The following is a 12,995-nucleotide window of genomic DNA, read 5'->3' as shown; positions in this document are numbered from 1 at the left end:
TGCCGTCACTCCGCGCGGAACAGGTGCATCGACGTGCCGACGAGGGAGACGATCGCACCGGGCTCGTACACCCGCTCCTGCTCGTCGGGGACCTCGTCCGCGCTCGACCAGAGCGAGACGTAGCGCGCGATCCCGTCGACGACCGGCAGGGTCACGTCGATGGGTCGCTCCGTGCCGTGGACGACGAGGAGGATCCGGTTGGCCGCCTCGGTCTCAGGCGTCGACTCGGCGTCGTACTGCAGCGTGCGGTGAGCCGGGTTGCTCCACCGCTCTCCGGACATCGTCTGGCCGTGCTCGTCGTACCAGTCGATCACCGACGCGCTCGGCACCGTCTGGTGCTCATGGGCGAACCTGCTGGGGCGCAGCGCCGGATTCTCCCTGCGCAGCCGCAGCAGGCGGCGCACGTGCGCGTGCAGCTCCTCCTGCCATGGCGCGTGGTCCCACGACAGCCAGGTCAGCGGCGAATCGTGGCAGTAGGCGTTGTTGTTGCCCCGCTGCGTGCGTCCGAACTCGTCGCCCGCGGTGAGCATCGGGACCCCGGCCGACAGCAGCAGCGTGCCGAGCAGGTTGCGCATCGCCTTGCGGCGGGTGGCGAGGATCCGCGGGTCGTCGGTGGCGCCCTCGGCACCGTGGTTGAACGAGCGGTTCGTGTCGGCGCCGTCGCGGTTCTGCTCGCCGTTGCCCATGTTGTGCTTGACGTCGTACGACACGAGATCCCGCAGGGTGAAGCCGTCGTGCGCGGTGAGGAAGTTGATGCTCGCGAGCGGTCCGCGCTCGGCACTGAAGGTGTTCGATGAGCCGGCGAGGCGCGTCGCGAACCCGCCGACGCCCACGGGCGCCGTGGATGCCCGGCGGGCGTAGTCGATGTCGCTGAGCCAGAAGTTGCGGACGCGGTCGCGGTAGCGGTCGTTCCACTCCTGCCAGCCGTCGCCGAAGTTGCCGGTCTGCCAGCCGCCCATCCCGACATCCCACGGCTCTGCGATCTTCTTGACGCCCGCCAGCGCCGGATCGTCCGTGATCGCACGGAGGAGCGGATGCTGCGACGTGAAGGCGTGGTCCGCGTCGCGGCCGAGTGTCACCGCGAGGTCGAAGCGGAATCCGTCGATCTGCAGATCGTTCGCCCAGTACCTGAGCGAATCCAGGACGAGGCGGGCCGCCGCATCCGTCGACGTGTCCACCGCGTTCCCGCAGCCGGTGACGTCGATGTAGGCGCCGTCGTCGTGCTGGCGGTAGTACGCGCGGTTGTCGATGCCGCGCAGGCTCGAGCGGGGCATGCCGATCTCGGCCTCGCTGGTGTGGTTGTAGACGACGTCCAGGATGACCTCGAGGCCGGCCTCGTGGAGGAGCTTCACCATCCCCTTGAACTCGCGCTGCACCCCGTCGGGGCCTTCGCGCCGGCTCGCCTCGGTGGCGTACGCGGCGTGCGGGGTGAAGAAGTTGAGGGTGTTGTAGCCCCAGTAGTTCGCCAGCTCGTACTGCAGGAGCCGCGGCTCGCTGACGAACGCGTGCACGGGCAGCAGCTCGACGCTCGTGATGCCGAGATCCAGGAAGTGCTCGATCATCGCCGGGTGGGCGAGCCCCGCGTACGTGCCGTGCAGGGCGGGCGGCACGCGGGGATGGCGCTTGGACAGGCCCTTGACGTGCCCCTCGTACAGCACGGTGCGGTCCAGCGGCACGCCCGGCTTCCGGGAGTCGCCCCAGTCGAACGAGCCGTCCACGACCACGGAGCGCCAGTCCCCGTGACCGCCGCTCACGAGACCCTTCGAGTAGGGCTCGAGAAGCAGGGTCTCCGGGTTGAACGTGGCGCCCGCCCGGTGGGGGCCGTCGACGCGGATCGCGTACCGCGCACCCGGGCGCAGCAGCGGCGTCGTCACCGACCACACGCCTCCGCCGACCGGCTCCAGGGCGAGGGTGTGGGTGGCCCAGTCGAGGTCGCGGTGGTCGAACAGCACGAGCTCGACCGATGTCGCCTCGCCGGACCACACGCGCAGGGTGCCGTCATCGCCGTCCCGTGTCACACCGAGGCCGTCGAGATCGGCGGAGAGGAAGGTCGCGGAGGCTGGCCGCTCGGGCTCCTGGCTGAGCATGCGCTCTACAGTAGTGACAGCAGCATGAGTCGGGCGGATGACGGCGGGGGAGTGTCGATGGCGGTGTACCTCGACCACGCGGCGACGACCCCGCTGCGCGCGGAGGCACGTGATGCCTGGCTCGCCGCGAACGAGGTCGTCGGCAACGCCTCCTCGATCCACGGCTCCGGGCAGGCGGCCAGGCGTCTGCTCGAGGAGTCCAGGGAGCGACTGGCGGTCGTGCTCGGCTGCCAGAGCATCGAGGTCGTGTTCACCTCGGGCGGCACCGAGTCCATCAATCTCGGCCTGCAGGGGCTCTGGCGTGCGCGAGCTGCCGGCACCGAGGCGGTGGTGCTGCCGGACGGCGAGCATCACGCCACCCTCGACACCGTCCGCTGGCTCGAGAGCGAGGAGGGCGCCGAGGTGCGCCCGTCGGCACTCGACGCGCGCGGCCGCATCGACCTCGGCGGCTTCACGGCCGTCCTTCCCGGCGCTGCGTTCGCGACCGCGCTCGTGGCCAACAACGAGGTCGGCACGATCAACGACGCGGGCGCGCTGGCCGGTGCGGCCGCGGTGGCAGGTGTTCCGCTGCACCTCGATGCGGTGGCCGCGTTCGGCCATGTGCCACTGTCCTTCTCGCGCTGGCGCGGCGAGGCGTCCGGCCGCGGCGGGCTGGTGGCGCTGAGCGTCTCCGCCCACAAGATCGGCGGACCCGTCGGCGTCGGCGCGCTGGTGGCCTCGCGCCACGGCGTCCTTCGTCCTCTGCTTCACGGCGGAGGGCAGCAGCGCGGACTGCGACCGGGCACCCAGGACGTGGCTGGTGCCGCCGCATTCGCCGTCGCGGCCGAGGCCGCCGAGGCGGAGCGGGAGAACGAGGGACGACGGCTGGGGATGCTGCGCGACCGGATGGTGCGCAGCATCCTGACACTGGTGCCGGGCGTCGAGCTGCTCGGAGACCCGGTCGACCGGCTGCCGGGGAACGCGCACCTGCTGTTCCCCGACGCGGCCGGTGAGACGCTGCTGTTCCTGCTCGACCAGGCGGGCGTGTCGGTGTCGACCGGATCGGCGTGCCAGGCAGGCGTGCCCGAGCCTTCGCACGTGGTGATGGCGCTCGGGCGCAGCGAGCAGCAGGCGCGACAGGTGCTGCGGGTCACCCTCGGGGTCGGCACCGACGACGCGGCGGTCGATCGGCTGCTGGCGGTGCTGCCGGACGCGGTCGCCCGCGCCAGAGCGTCGCACGCCCGCGCCTGAGAGTGCTCCCGGCCGGCCCGGCGGCGCGCCTCGTAGACTGGGACCATGCGGATCCTTGCGGCGATGAGCGGCGGTGTCGACTCCGCCGTCGCGGCCGCACGGGCCGTCGAGGCGGGGCACGACGTCGTCGGCGTGCACCTGGCGCTCTCGCGCGCGGGCGGTACCCTGCGGACGGGCAGTCGGGGATGCTGCACGATCGAGGACGCGATGGACGCGCGCCGCGCCGCCGACCGGCTCGGCATCCCGTTCTACGTCTGGGACTTCTCCGAGCGGTTCCGCGACGACGTCATCGAGGACTTCGTCTCCGAGTACCGTGCGGGACGCACCCCCAATCCCTGCATGCGGTGCAACGAGAAGATCAAGTTCGCGGCCCTGCTGGAGCGGGCGATCGAGCTCGGGTTCGACGCCGTCTGCACCGGCCATTACGCCACGCTGGTCGACGGTGCTGACGGTCTCGAGCTGCACCGCGCGTCCGACAGCGCCAAGGACCAGTCGTACGTGCTCGGCGTGCTCACCGCCGACCAGCTCGCCCACACCTATTTCCCGCTCGGCCGCACGCCGTCCAAGGCGCTCGTGCGCGCCGAGGCCGCGGAGCGCGGGCTGACCGTCGCGCAGAAGCCGGACAGCCACGACATCTGCTTCATCCCGGACGGTGACACCCGCGGCTGGCTCGCCGAGCGCGTCGGCGCGGAGCGGGGCGAGATCCTCGATCGCTCGGGCGCCGTGGTGGGCTCGCACGAGGGCGCCCACGCGTTCACGGTGGGCCAGCGTCGTGGCCTGCAGCTCGGCGTCCCCGCACCGGACGGAAAGCCGCGCTTCGTGCTCGAGGTGCGCCCGGTGACGAACACGGTCGTCGTGGGGCCGAAGGAGGCCCTCGCCACCGCCGAGATCGCCGGCTCACGCGTCAGCTGGACGGGCGCCGCGCCCGCCACCGACCGATTCGACTGCGATGTGCAGATCCGCGCGCACGCCGACCCGGTGCCTGCCGTGGCGACCCTCGCCGACGACCTGATCACCGTCGTTCCCGCCGCCCCCTTCGACGGCGTGGCGCCCGGCCAGACGGCGGTCCTCTACGTCGGCACGCGGGTTCTCGGCCAGTTCACGATCGACCGCACCGTGTCGGCGGTGCCCGTCTCCGTGTGAGCCGCTTCCGCCCTGCTCGCTGTCGGAGCCGGCTCCTAGACTGACGGAGTGACGGATGCTGAAGGGGCCGCAGCGCCCACCCTCGACGACGCCCGTGCCGAAGCAGGTGCGCTGACCGAGCGCATCCTCGGCGCCCGCGACGCGTACTACGGCCGCGACGCCGAGATCGTCGACGACGCGACATATGACACGTGGATGCGGCGTCTCGAAGAGCTGGAGCGCCTCCACCCCGAGCTGCAGAGCCAGGACTCGCCCACCCTCGCCGTCGGCGCGGCGCAGTCGTCGATGTTCGCCCCCGTCGAGCACGCCGAGCGGATGCTCAGCCTCGACAACGTGTTCTCGCTCGACGAGCTGCGCGACTGGTGTGCGAAGGCGCAGCAGGGAGCGGGGCGTCCCGTGCGGTGGCTCACCGAGCTGAAGATCGACGGGCTCGCCATCAACCTGCGCTACGAAGACGGCGTCCTCGTCTCGGCGGCGACGCGGGGCGACGGGCGGGTGGGCGAGGACGTCACGGTCAACGCGGTGCGCGTCGCCGGCATCCCCGAGCGGCTGACCGGCAGCGCTCATCCCGCGCTGGTCGAGATCCGCGGCGAGGTGTTCATCCCGGTCGCCGCGTTCGAGCAGCTGAATGCGCTGCAGGCCGAGATGCGCGAGCGCGCGGTCGACGAGGCACGCGCCCGGTCGCGCGGCTTCGACGAGGAGAAGGCGCGCCGCAGCGCCGAGCGACGCTTCCCCGCATTCGCCAATCCGCGCAACGCCGCCAGCGGCGGCCTCCGGCAGCAGCTCGAGAAGAAGGACGGGCTCGAGGCGGAGGCGGGGCGCGCGCGCCTCTCGTCGCTGCGCGTGTTCGTCCACGGCATCGGCGCGTGGGAACAGCCGCCGGTCGCCTCGCAGAGCGAGGTGTACGCGCTGCTCGCCGAATGGGGGCTGCCCACGAGCCCGTACTTCCAGACCTTCGACGACATCGACGGCGTGCTCGGTTTCGTCGCGCACTACGGCGAGCACCGCCACGACGTCGAGCACGAGATCGACGGCATCGTCGTGAAGGTCGACGAGCTCGCCCTGCACGGCGAGCTGGGCGCCACGAGCCGCGCGCCACGGTGGGCCATCGCGTACAAGTACCCGCCCGAGCAGGTGAACACCAAGCTCCTCGACATCGTCGTCTCCGTCGGCCGCACCGGGCGCGCCACGCCGTTCGCGGTGATGGCCCCCGCGCGCGTCGCCGGATCGGTGGTGCGTCAGGCCACGCTCCACAACCAGGACGTGGTCAAGGTGAAGGGCGTGCTGATCGGCGACACGGTCGTCCTGCGCAAAGCCGGCGATGTGATCCCCGAGGTGCTCGGTCCCGTGGTCGAGCTGCGCGACGGCACCGAACGCGAGTTCGTCATGCCCGCGGCGTGCCCCGAGTGCGGCGCCACCCTGGCCCCCTCGAAAGAGGGCGACATCGACCTGCGGTGCCCGAACGCGAAGACCTGCCCCGCACAGGTGCGCGGACGCGTCGAGCACATCGGCTCACGCGGCGCACTCGACATCGAGGCGCTCGGCGAGGTCACGGCTGCCGCACTCACCCAGCCCGACGTCCCGGATGAGCCCCCGCTGCGCACCGAGGCCCGCCTGTTCGACCTGACCCTCGACGAGCTGGTGCCGATCGAGGTGAAGGTGCGCGACGCCGAGACCGGGCTCGTCAAGGAGGACGACGCAGGTGTCGCCAAGACGCGCGCCCCCTTCCGTCGCAATCCGTCCGCGGCGGAGAAGAAGGCGGGGGTCCACGTCGGCCAGCCGTCCGCGCAGGCGCTCACCCTGCTCGACGAGCTCGAGAAGGCGAAGACCAAGGAGCTCTGGCGGTTCCTCGTCGCGTTCAACATCCGCCACGTCGGTCCGGTCGCTGCGCGCGCCCTCGCCCAATGGTTCGGCTCGGTCGACGCCATCCGGGCGGCCGGCCGCGACGAGCTGGCGTCGGTCGAGGGCGTCGGCGGGATCATCGCCGACTCGCTGACCGAGTGGTTCGAGGTCGACTGGCATCGCGACATCGTCGACCGCTGGCAGGCCGCCGGCGCCCAGCTCGCGACACCTGGTCACCCCGGTCCGGGTGCCGCGCAGGCGGCGGGCGGCGTCCTGGACGGCCTCACTGTCGTGGCCACCGGGTCGCTCGACGGCTATACCCGGGAGGGTGCGCAGGAGGCGATCATCCAGGCCGGAGGCAAGGCGGCATCCAGCGTCTCGAAGAAGACCGACTTCGTCGCGGCAGGCCCCGGCGCCGGGTCGAAGCTCGCGAAGGCCGAAGAGCTCGGCGTGCGGATCCTCGACGCGGCGCAGTTCCGCATCCTCGTCGAGCAGGGGCCGGCTGCGCTCGACGCCGTCGTGCCGGACGCCGGCTGAGGCACCATGCCCGGCTCGCTCGACCTGCGCCGTGTCACGGTCGGGTCGGGCGGTGCAGGCGGCATCGGCGCCGCAATCGGCTCTCGGGCGGGATCCCGAGGAGCGTTCACGCGACGGGGGAGTCAGCCCCCGGTCGTGAGGGTGAGCAGCGCGTCGCGCACCTGTCGGCGCAGCACCTTCCCGATGAGCGAGGTGGGCAGCTCGTCGACCACGAAGATCCGGCGCGGCACCTTGTAGGGCGTCAGGATGCCGCGCGCGAACTCGCGGATCGCCTCCACGTCGACATCCACCGCATCGGGCCCGACCACGATCGCGGCGACGACCTCCTCGCCAGAGTGCTCGCTCGGCAGGCCGACGACGGCGGCGTCGACGACGAGAGGATGCTGCCGCAGCACGTTCTCGACTTCGGTCGGGGCGACGTTGAATCCGCCGGTGATGATGAGCTCCTTGATCCGGTCGACGATGCGCACGAATCCGCCGTCGTCCACCGTGACGATGTCGCCTGTGCGGAACCAGCCGTCCACGAAGACCGCGCCGGTCTCCTCCGGCTTGCCGTAATAGCCGCCGAAGATCTGCGGCCCGCGCACGAGCAGCTCTCCGCGCTCGCCCTGCGCGACATCGACGGTCGGATCCTCCGGGTCGACCACGCGGCACTCGGTACCAGGCAGCGGAAGCCCCACGGTGCCGGGGACGCGGTTGTCCGCCACCGGGTTCGCCATCAGCACCGGGGAGCACTCGCTGAGGCCGTAGCCCTCGACCAGATACCCGCCCGTCTCGGCCTCGAACGGCACGACGAGCTCGTGGGGGAGCGCCATCGCGCCGGAGATCGCGACCTCGGTGCCGGCGAGCGACACGCCCTTCTCCTTCGCGGCACGCAGCAGCCGGTCCGCGATCGGCGGCACCAGCGGAAGGAAGGTGGCCGGGTGCTTCTTGGTCACCGCGAGCACCATGTCGGGGTCGAACTTCGGGAACAGCACCAGTCGCGCCCCCATCGACATCGCGAAGGTGAGGCAGAGCGTGAGTCCGTACGCGTGGAACATCGGCAGCACCGCGTAGACCACGCATCCGTTTCCGCGGGTGATCGACGGCACCCAGGCGCGGGACTGGGCGGCGTTCGAGAGCAGGTTGCGGTGCGTGAGCGATGCGCCCTTTGGCGTGCCCGTGGTGCCGCTCGTGTACTGGATCAGCGCGAGGTCGTCCGTCGCGGGTGTCGGGTGCGAGGCGGGCAGCGGGTCGGACCCGACGATGCTCTCCCAGCTGATCGCGCCGGTGACCCGCTCGTGCAGCGCCGCCCGGGACTCGCGGGCCTTCGCGATGGGCAGGCGCAGCGCGAGGCGGGTGCGCAGCGGCATGGCCTTCGTGACGTCAACGGAGATGAGGGATGTCACCGCGAGATCGGCGGGGAACTCCTGCACCGTCGCGACGACCTTGCTCCACACGATCGCGTGCTTCGCACCGTGGTCCTCGAACTGCTTCCGCAGCTCCCGCGGCGTGTACAGCGGGTTGTGCTCGATGACCACCCCGCCCAGGCGGAGGATCGCGTAGAACGCCACGATGTGCTGGGGGCAGTTCGGCAGCACGATCGCGACGGGGTCGCCCGCCTTGACGCCCTGCGCGCGCAGACCGGCGGCTGCGCGGTCGATCTGCGCCTGGAGGTCCCGGTACGACGTGGTGCGTCCGAAGAACTGCAGCGCAGCCGCATCGGGATAGTCGCGTGCGGAAGCCTGCACGATGTCGACGAGCGAGCCGGTGACCGGTTCGAGGTCTTCCGGCACGCCATCGGCGTAGCTCTGGATCCACGGGCGAGGAGGGTCGTACGTCGTCACCGAGCCAGACTATCCCCGCGCGTCGTTCCGCGCCCTGCCTGCGGTGGTCAGCCTCGCGCCTGGGCGATGCGCACGGTGTTGCCCGACGGATCGCGGAACGCGCAGTCCCGCTGGCCCCAGCCCATGTCGGTCGGCTCCTGCAGCACCTCCGCTCCGGACGCGCGGAGCGTCTCGAAGGTGGTGTCGAGGTCGTCGGAGGCGAAGACCAGCATCGGCAGGCTGCCCTTCGTGAGCAGCTCCTGCAGCTGATCGCCCTCCGTCTCGGAGCGACCCGCGTGCGGAACGGAGACGACGATGCCGAGGCCGGGCTGCGCGGCGCTCCCGAGCGTCACCCAGCGATAGTCGCCCGACGGCACGTCCATCTGCACCTCGAGCCCGAGGGTCGTGTAGAACTCGATCGCCTCGTCGACGTCGTTGACCGTGATGTTCGTGAACTGGAGTGCGATTGCCATGGATCCGACGCTACGCGGCACCCGCAGCGCGCGCTTCTCGGATCCTGCTCGATGGCTCGCGGGTCGGCCGGCTGCGCTCCTTCGCCACGCAGGCGGGCATCGCCGCGATCGCCTCGTGGGCGCGGCGGCGGTACGCGGACGGACTCTCGCCGACGATCTCGGTGAAGCGCGAGCTGAACGACCCGAGCGAGGTACAGCCGACCGCCACGCAGACATCCGTCACGCTCAGGTCCGTGCGCAGCAGCGCCATCGCCCGCTCGATGCGGCGGGTCATGAGATAGGCGTACGGGGTCTCGCCGTACGCGGCCCGGAAGCGGCGGGAGAAGTGCGCAGGCGACATGAGCGCCTTCGCCGCCATCGTCGGGACGTCGAGCGGCTTCGCGTAGTCGCGGTCGATGAGGTCCTTCGCGCGGCGCAGATGCGCGAGGTTCGCGAGCTCGTCGCGTGTCAGCATCCTCCGACGCTAGCACCGGGGCATTTCGCGCGGCAGGCGATCTCTAAGATGGAGGGGTGTCAGAAATCACCCCCGAACTCGTCAGGCACCTCGGTGTGCTCGCCCGGATTCAGCTGAGCGACGAGGAGGTCGACCGCCTCACCGGCCAGCTCGACGCCATCGTCGACAACATCGCCAAGGTCTCGGAGGTCGCCACGCCCGACGTGCCGGCCACGAGCCACCCGATTCCGCTGCAGAACGTGTTCCGACCCGACGTGGTGGGGGAGATGCTCACGCTCGACGAGGTCCTCCAGAACGCACCGGATGCTGCCGACGGCCGTTTCCGGGTGACCGCGATCCTGGGGGAGGAGCAGTGATGTCCGATCTCACCCGCCTCAGCGCCGCCGATCTGGCCGGCCGTCTCGCCTCCGGCGAGGTCTCCAGCGTCGAGGCCACCCAGGCGCACCTCGACCGCATCGCCGCCGTCGACGGCGACGTCCACGCGTTCCTGCACGTCAGCGACCACGCTCTGTCGATCGCGGCCGACATCGACCGACGCCGCGCGGCCGGCGAGCAGCTCGGCCCCGTCGCGGGCGTCCCGCTCGCGATCAAGGACGTGCTCGTCACCACCGACATGCCCTCAACCAGCGGCTCCCGCATCCTCGAGGGGTACATGTCGCCGGTCGACGCGACCGTCGTCTCCCGCTCCCGTGCGGCGGGACTGGTCCCGCTCGGCAAGACGAACATGGATGAGTTCGCGATGGGCTCGTCCACCGAGCACTCCGCATACGGGCCCACCCGCAACCCCTGGGACCTCGATCGGATCCCCGGCGGGTCCGGCGGCGGCTCGGCCGCAGCGGTCGCCGCCTTCCAGGCGCCGCTCGCGCTCGGATCCGACACGGGCGGCTCCATCAGGCAGCCCGCCCACGTCACCGGCACGGTCGGCATGAAGCCCACCTACGGCGGCGTGAGCCGCTTCGGGGCGATCGCCCTCGCGTCAAGCCTCGACCAGGTCGGCCCCGTCACGCGCACCGTGCTCGACTCGGGGCTGCTGCACGACGTCATCGGCGGCCACGACCCGCACGACTCCACCTCTCTCGCCCACGACTGGCCGTCGTTCGCCGACGCAGCCCGTGAGGGCGCCCGCGGAGATGTGCTCAAGGGCCTGAAGGTCGGCGTCATCCGGGAGCTGCCCGACAGCGGCTTCCAGCCTGGCGTGTCCGCATCGTTCCGCTCCGCACTGGCGGCCATGGAGGCGCAGGGCGCCGAGATCGTCGAGATCAGCGCCCCGCACTTCGAGTACGGCGTCGCGGCGTACTACCTGATCCTGCCCGCCGAGGCATCGAGCAACCTGGCGAAGTTCGACTCCGTCCGCTTCGGCATGCGGCTCGACGTCCCCGGGGGCACGCTCGAGGACGTGATGGCCGCGACCCGCGACGCCGGCTTCGGCGACGAGGTGAAGCGCCGCATCATCCTCGGCACCTACGCGCTGTCGGCCGGCTACTACGACGCGTACTACGGCTCCGCGCAGAAGGTGCGCACGCTCATCCAGCAGGACTTCGACGCCGCGTTCGCTCAGGTCGACGTCATCGCGACGCCGTCCGCGCCGACCACGGCGTTCCGACTCGGCGAGAAGATCGACGATCCGCTGCAGATGTACCTGAACGACGTCACCACCATCCCCGCGAACCTCGCGGGCGTGCCGGGCATCTCGATCCCGTCCGGGCTCGCTGAGGAGGACGGGCTGCCTGTCGGCATCCAGTTCCTCGCTCCCGCTCGCGAGGATGCCCGCCTGTATCGCGTCGGCGCCGCGCTGGAGGCGCTGCTCGTCGATTCGTGGGGCGGCCCCCTGCTCGACAGGGCACCGCAGCTGGTGAGCGCGTCGGATCGCGGCGCGAACGGAGAGGTCCGCTGATGGCCAAGGACAAGCTGATGGACTTCGACAAGGCTCTCGAGCTGTTCGAGCCCGTGCTCGGCTTCGAGGTGCACGTCGAGCTGAACACGCGGACGAAGATGTTCTCGGCGGCGGCGAACCCCGCCCACCCCGACAACCACGACGCCGCGCCGAACACCCTGGTCGCTCCCGTCGACATGGGCCTTCCCGGCTCGCTCCCGGTCGTCAACGGCGAGGCTGTGCGCGCGTCGATCAGCCTGGGCCTGGCGCTCGGCTGCTCGATCGCGCCGTCCAGTCGCTTCGCGCGGAAGAACTACTTCTACCCCGACCTCGGCAAGAACTACCAGATCTCGCAGTACGACGAGCCGATCGCCTTCGAGGGGTCGGTCGAGGTCGAGCTGGGCGACGGCACGATCGTGACCGTGCCGATCGAGCGCGCCCACATGGAGGAGGACGCAGGCAAGCTGACCCACATGGGCGGGGCGACCGGGCGCATCCAAGGCGCGGAGTACTCCCTCGTGGACTACAACCGGGCGGGCGTGCCGCTCGTCGAGATCGTCACGAAGCCGATCTTCGGCGCCGAGCACCGCGCCCCCGAGATCGCGAAGGCGTATGTGGCGGCGATCCGCGACATCGTCCTCTCGCTCGGCATCTCCGAGGCGCGTCTGGAGCGCGGCAACCTCCGCTGCGACGCGAACGTGTCGCTGCGCCCCCGCCGGCCCGCCGGCGAGCCGGCCGCTCCGCTGGGAACGCGCACCGAGACGAAGAACGTCAACTCGATGCGCTCGGTCGAGCGCGCGGTGCGCTACGAGATCCAGCGGCAGGCGGTGATCCTCGCCGCCGGGGGCACGATCACGCAGGAGACCAGGCACTGGCACGAGGACACCGGCACGACGTCGCCCGGCCGTCCGAAGTCCGACGCCGACGACTACCGCTACTTCCCCGAGCCCGACCTGCTCCCCGTGGTGCCCTCCGAGGCGCTGATCGAAGAGCTGCGCCTCGCACTGCCCGAGCCCCCGGCTGCCCGCCGCCGCCGGCTCAAGGCCGAGTGGGGGTTCACCGACCTCGAGTTCCAGGACGTCGTCAACGGCGGACTGCTCGCGGAGGTCGGCGCGACGGTCGCCGCCGGCGCGGCTCCGGCGGCCGCGCGCAAGTGGTGGACCGGCGAGCTCACCCGCATCGCGAACGCGCAGGACCGCGAGGTCTCGGAGCTCGCGACACCGGCTCACGTGGCCGCGCTGCAGAAGCTGATCGACGCGGGGACGCTCACCGACAAGCTGGCCCGCCAGGTGCTCGAGGGTGTCGTCGCGGGCGAGGGTTCGCCGCAGGAGGTCGTCGACGCGCGCGGTCTCGCCGTCGTCTCCGACGACGGCGCGCTCATTGCGGCGATCGATGACGCACTCGCGGCGCAGCCGGATGTCATGGAGAAGATCCGCGACGGCAAGGTGCAGGCCGCCGGTGCCGTGATCGGCGCCGTGATGAAGGCGATGAAGGGTCAAGCCGACGCCGCGCGCGTCCGCGAGCTGATCCTGGAGCGCGCCGCGCAGTAGG

Annotated in this window: 10 protein-coding genes; 6 read left to right on the top strand and 4 right to left on the bottom strand. The window is 71.3% G+C overall.

Annotated elements, in window-relative coordinates; translation table 11 throughout:
* Positions 1-5 precede the first annotated feature (5 nt).
* Positions 6-2,087, bottom strand: a complete 2,082-nt coding sequence (gene glgX / locus Microterr_RS07405) for a glycogen debranching protein GlgX (protein WP_263798615.1) — start codon at positions 2,085-2,087, stop codon at positions 6-8.
* A gap of 57 nt (positions 2,088-2,144) precedes the next feature.
* Here glgX and Microterr_RS07400 point away from each other — a divergent pair, with 57 nt between their 5' ends.
* Genes Microterr_RS07400 through ligA form a run of 3 tightly spaced genes read left to right on the top strand, consistent with a single transcriptional unit; the run spans position 2,145 to position 6,839 of the window.
* Positions 2,145-3,317 (top strand): cysteine desulfurase family protein, encoded by a 1,173-nt coding sequence (locus Microterr_RS07400; protein WP_263798807.1) that lies wholly within the window; start codon positions 2,145-2,147, stop codon positions 3,315-3,317.
* Between the two features lie 45 nt (positions 3,318-3,362).
* Positions 3,363-4,460, top strand: coding sequence for a tRNA 2-thiouridine(34) synthase MnmA (gene mnmA / locus Microterr_RS07395; RefSeq protein WP_263798616.1), 1,098 nt, complete (start codon positions 3,363-3,365; stop codon positions 4,458-4,460).
* Positions 4,461-4,508: 48 nt separating this feature from the next.
* Complete coding sequence (gene ligA, locus Microterr_RS07390) at positions 4,509-6,839, top strand: NAD-dependent DNA ligase LigA (RefSeq protein ID WP_263798617.1); 2,331 nt, start codon at positions 4,509-4,511, stop codon at positions 6,837-6,839.
* Positions 6,840-6,961: 122 nt separating this feature from the next.
* On the opposite strand, the gene Microterr_RS07385 is transcribed toward ligA, so the two are convergent.
* From Microterr_RS07385 to Microterr_RS07375, 3 genes are read right to left on the bottom strand one after another with little or no spacing between them, the layout of a single operon-like run.
* Positions 6,962-8,665 (bottom strand): long-chain-fatty-acid--CoA ligase, encoded by a 1,704-nt coding sequence (locus tag Microterr_RS07385; protein ID WP_263798618.1) that lies wholly within the window; start codon positions 8,663-8,665, stop codon positions 6,962-6,964.
* A gap of 47 nt (positions 8,666-8,712) precedes the next feature.
* Entirely contained in the window at positions 8,713-9,117 is a 405-nt protein-coding gene (locus Microterr_RS07380) for a VOC family protein (protein WP_263798619.1), read from the bottom strand.
* A gap of 10 nt (positions 9,118-9,127) precedes the next feature.
* Positions 9,128-9,571 carry a helix-turn-helix domain-containing protein gene (locus Microterr_RS07375; protein ID WP_263798620.1) on the bottom strand — a complete coding sequence of 148 codons (444 nt, stop codon included), beginning with the start codon at positions 9,569-9,571 and terminating at the stop codon, positions 9,128-9,130.
* 56 nt (positions 9,572-9,627) lie between these two features.
* Here Microterr_RS07375 and gatC point away from each other — a divergent pair, with 56 nt between their 5' ends.
* From gatC to gatB, 3 genes are read left to right on the top strand one after another with little or no spacing between them, the layout of a single operon-like run.
* Positions 9,628-9,927: an Asp-tRNA(Asn)/Glu-tRNA(Gln) amidotransferase subunit GatC gene (gatC, locus tag Microterr_RS07370; RefSeq protein WP_263798621.1), complete on the top strand. Its 300-nt coding sequence runs from the start codon at positions 9,628-9,630 to the stop codon at positions 9,925-9,927.
* Positions 9,927-11,465 carry an Asp-tRNA(Asn)/Glu-tRNA(Gln) amidotransferase subunit GatA gene (gene gatA / locus Microterr_RS07365; protein ID WP_263798622.1) on the top strand — a complete coding sequence of 513 codons (1,539 nt, stop codon included), beginning with the start codon at positions 9,927-9,929 and terminating at the stop codon, positions 11,463-11,465. Before gatC ends, gatA begins: the two co-directional genes overlap by 1 nt.
* Positions 11,465-12,994: an Asp-tRNA(Asn)/Glu-tRNA(Gln) amidotransferase subunit GatB gene (gene gatB / locus Microterr_RS07360; protein WP_263798623.1), complete on the top strand. Its 1,530-nt coding sequence runs from the start codon at positions 11,465-11,467 to the stop codon at positions 12,992-12,994. The genes gatA and gatB overlap by 1 nt, the downstream gene beginning before the upstream one ends.
* Position 12,995: the final 1 nt, after the last annotated feature.

Origin of the sequence: Microbacterium terricola (assembly GCF_027943945.1) — a bacterium.
Lineage (GTDB): Bacteria > Actinomycetota > Actinomycetes > Actinomycetales > Microbacteriaceae > Microbacterium > Microbacterium terricola.
This window is presented reverse-complemented; position numbering and strand designations above follow the sequence as displayed.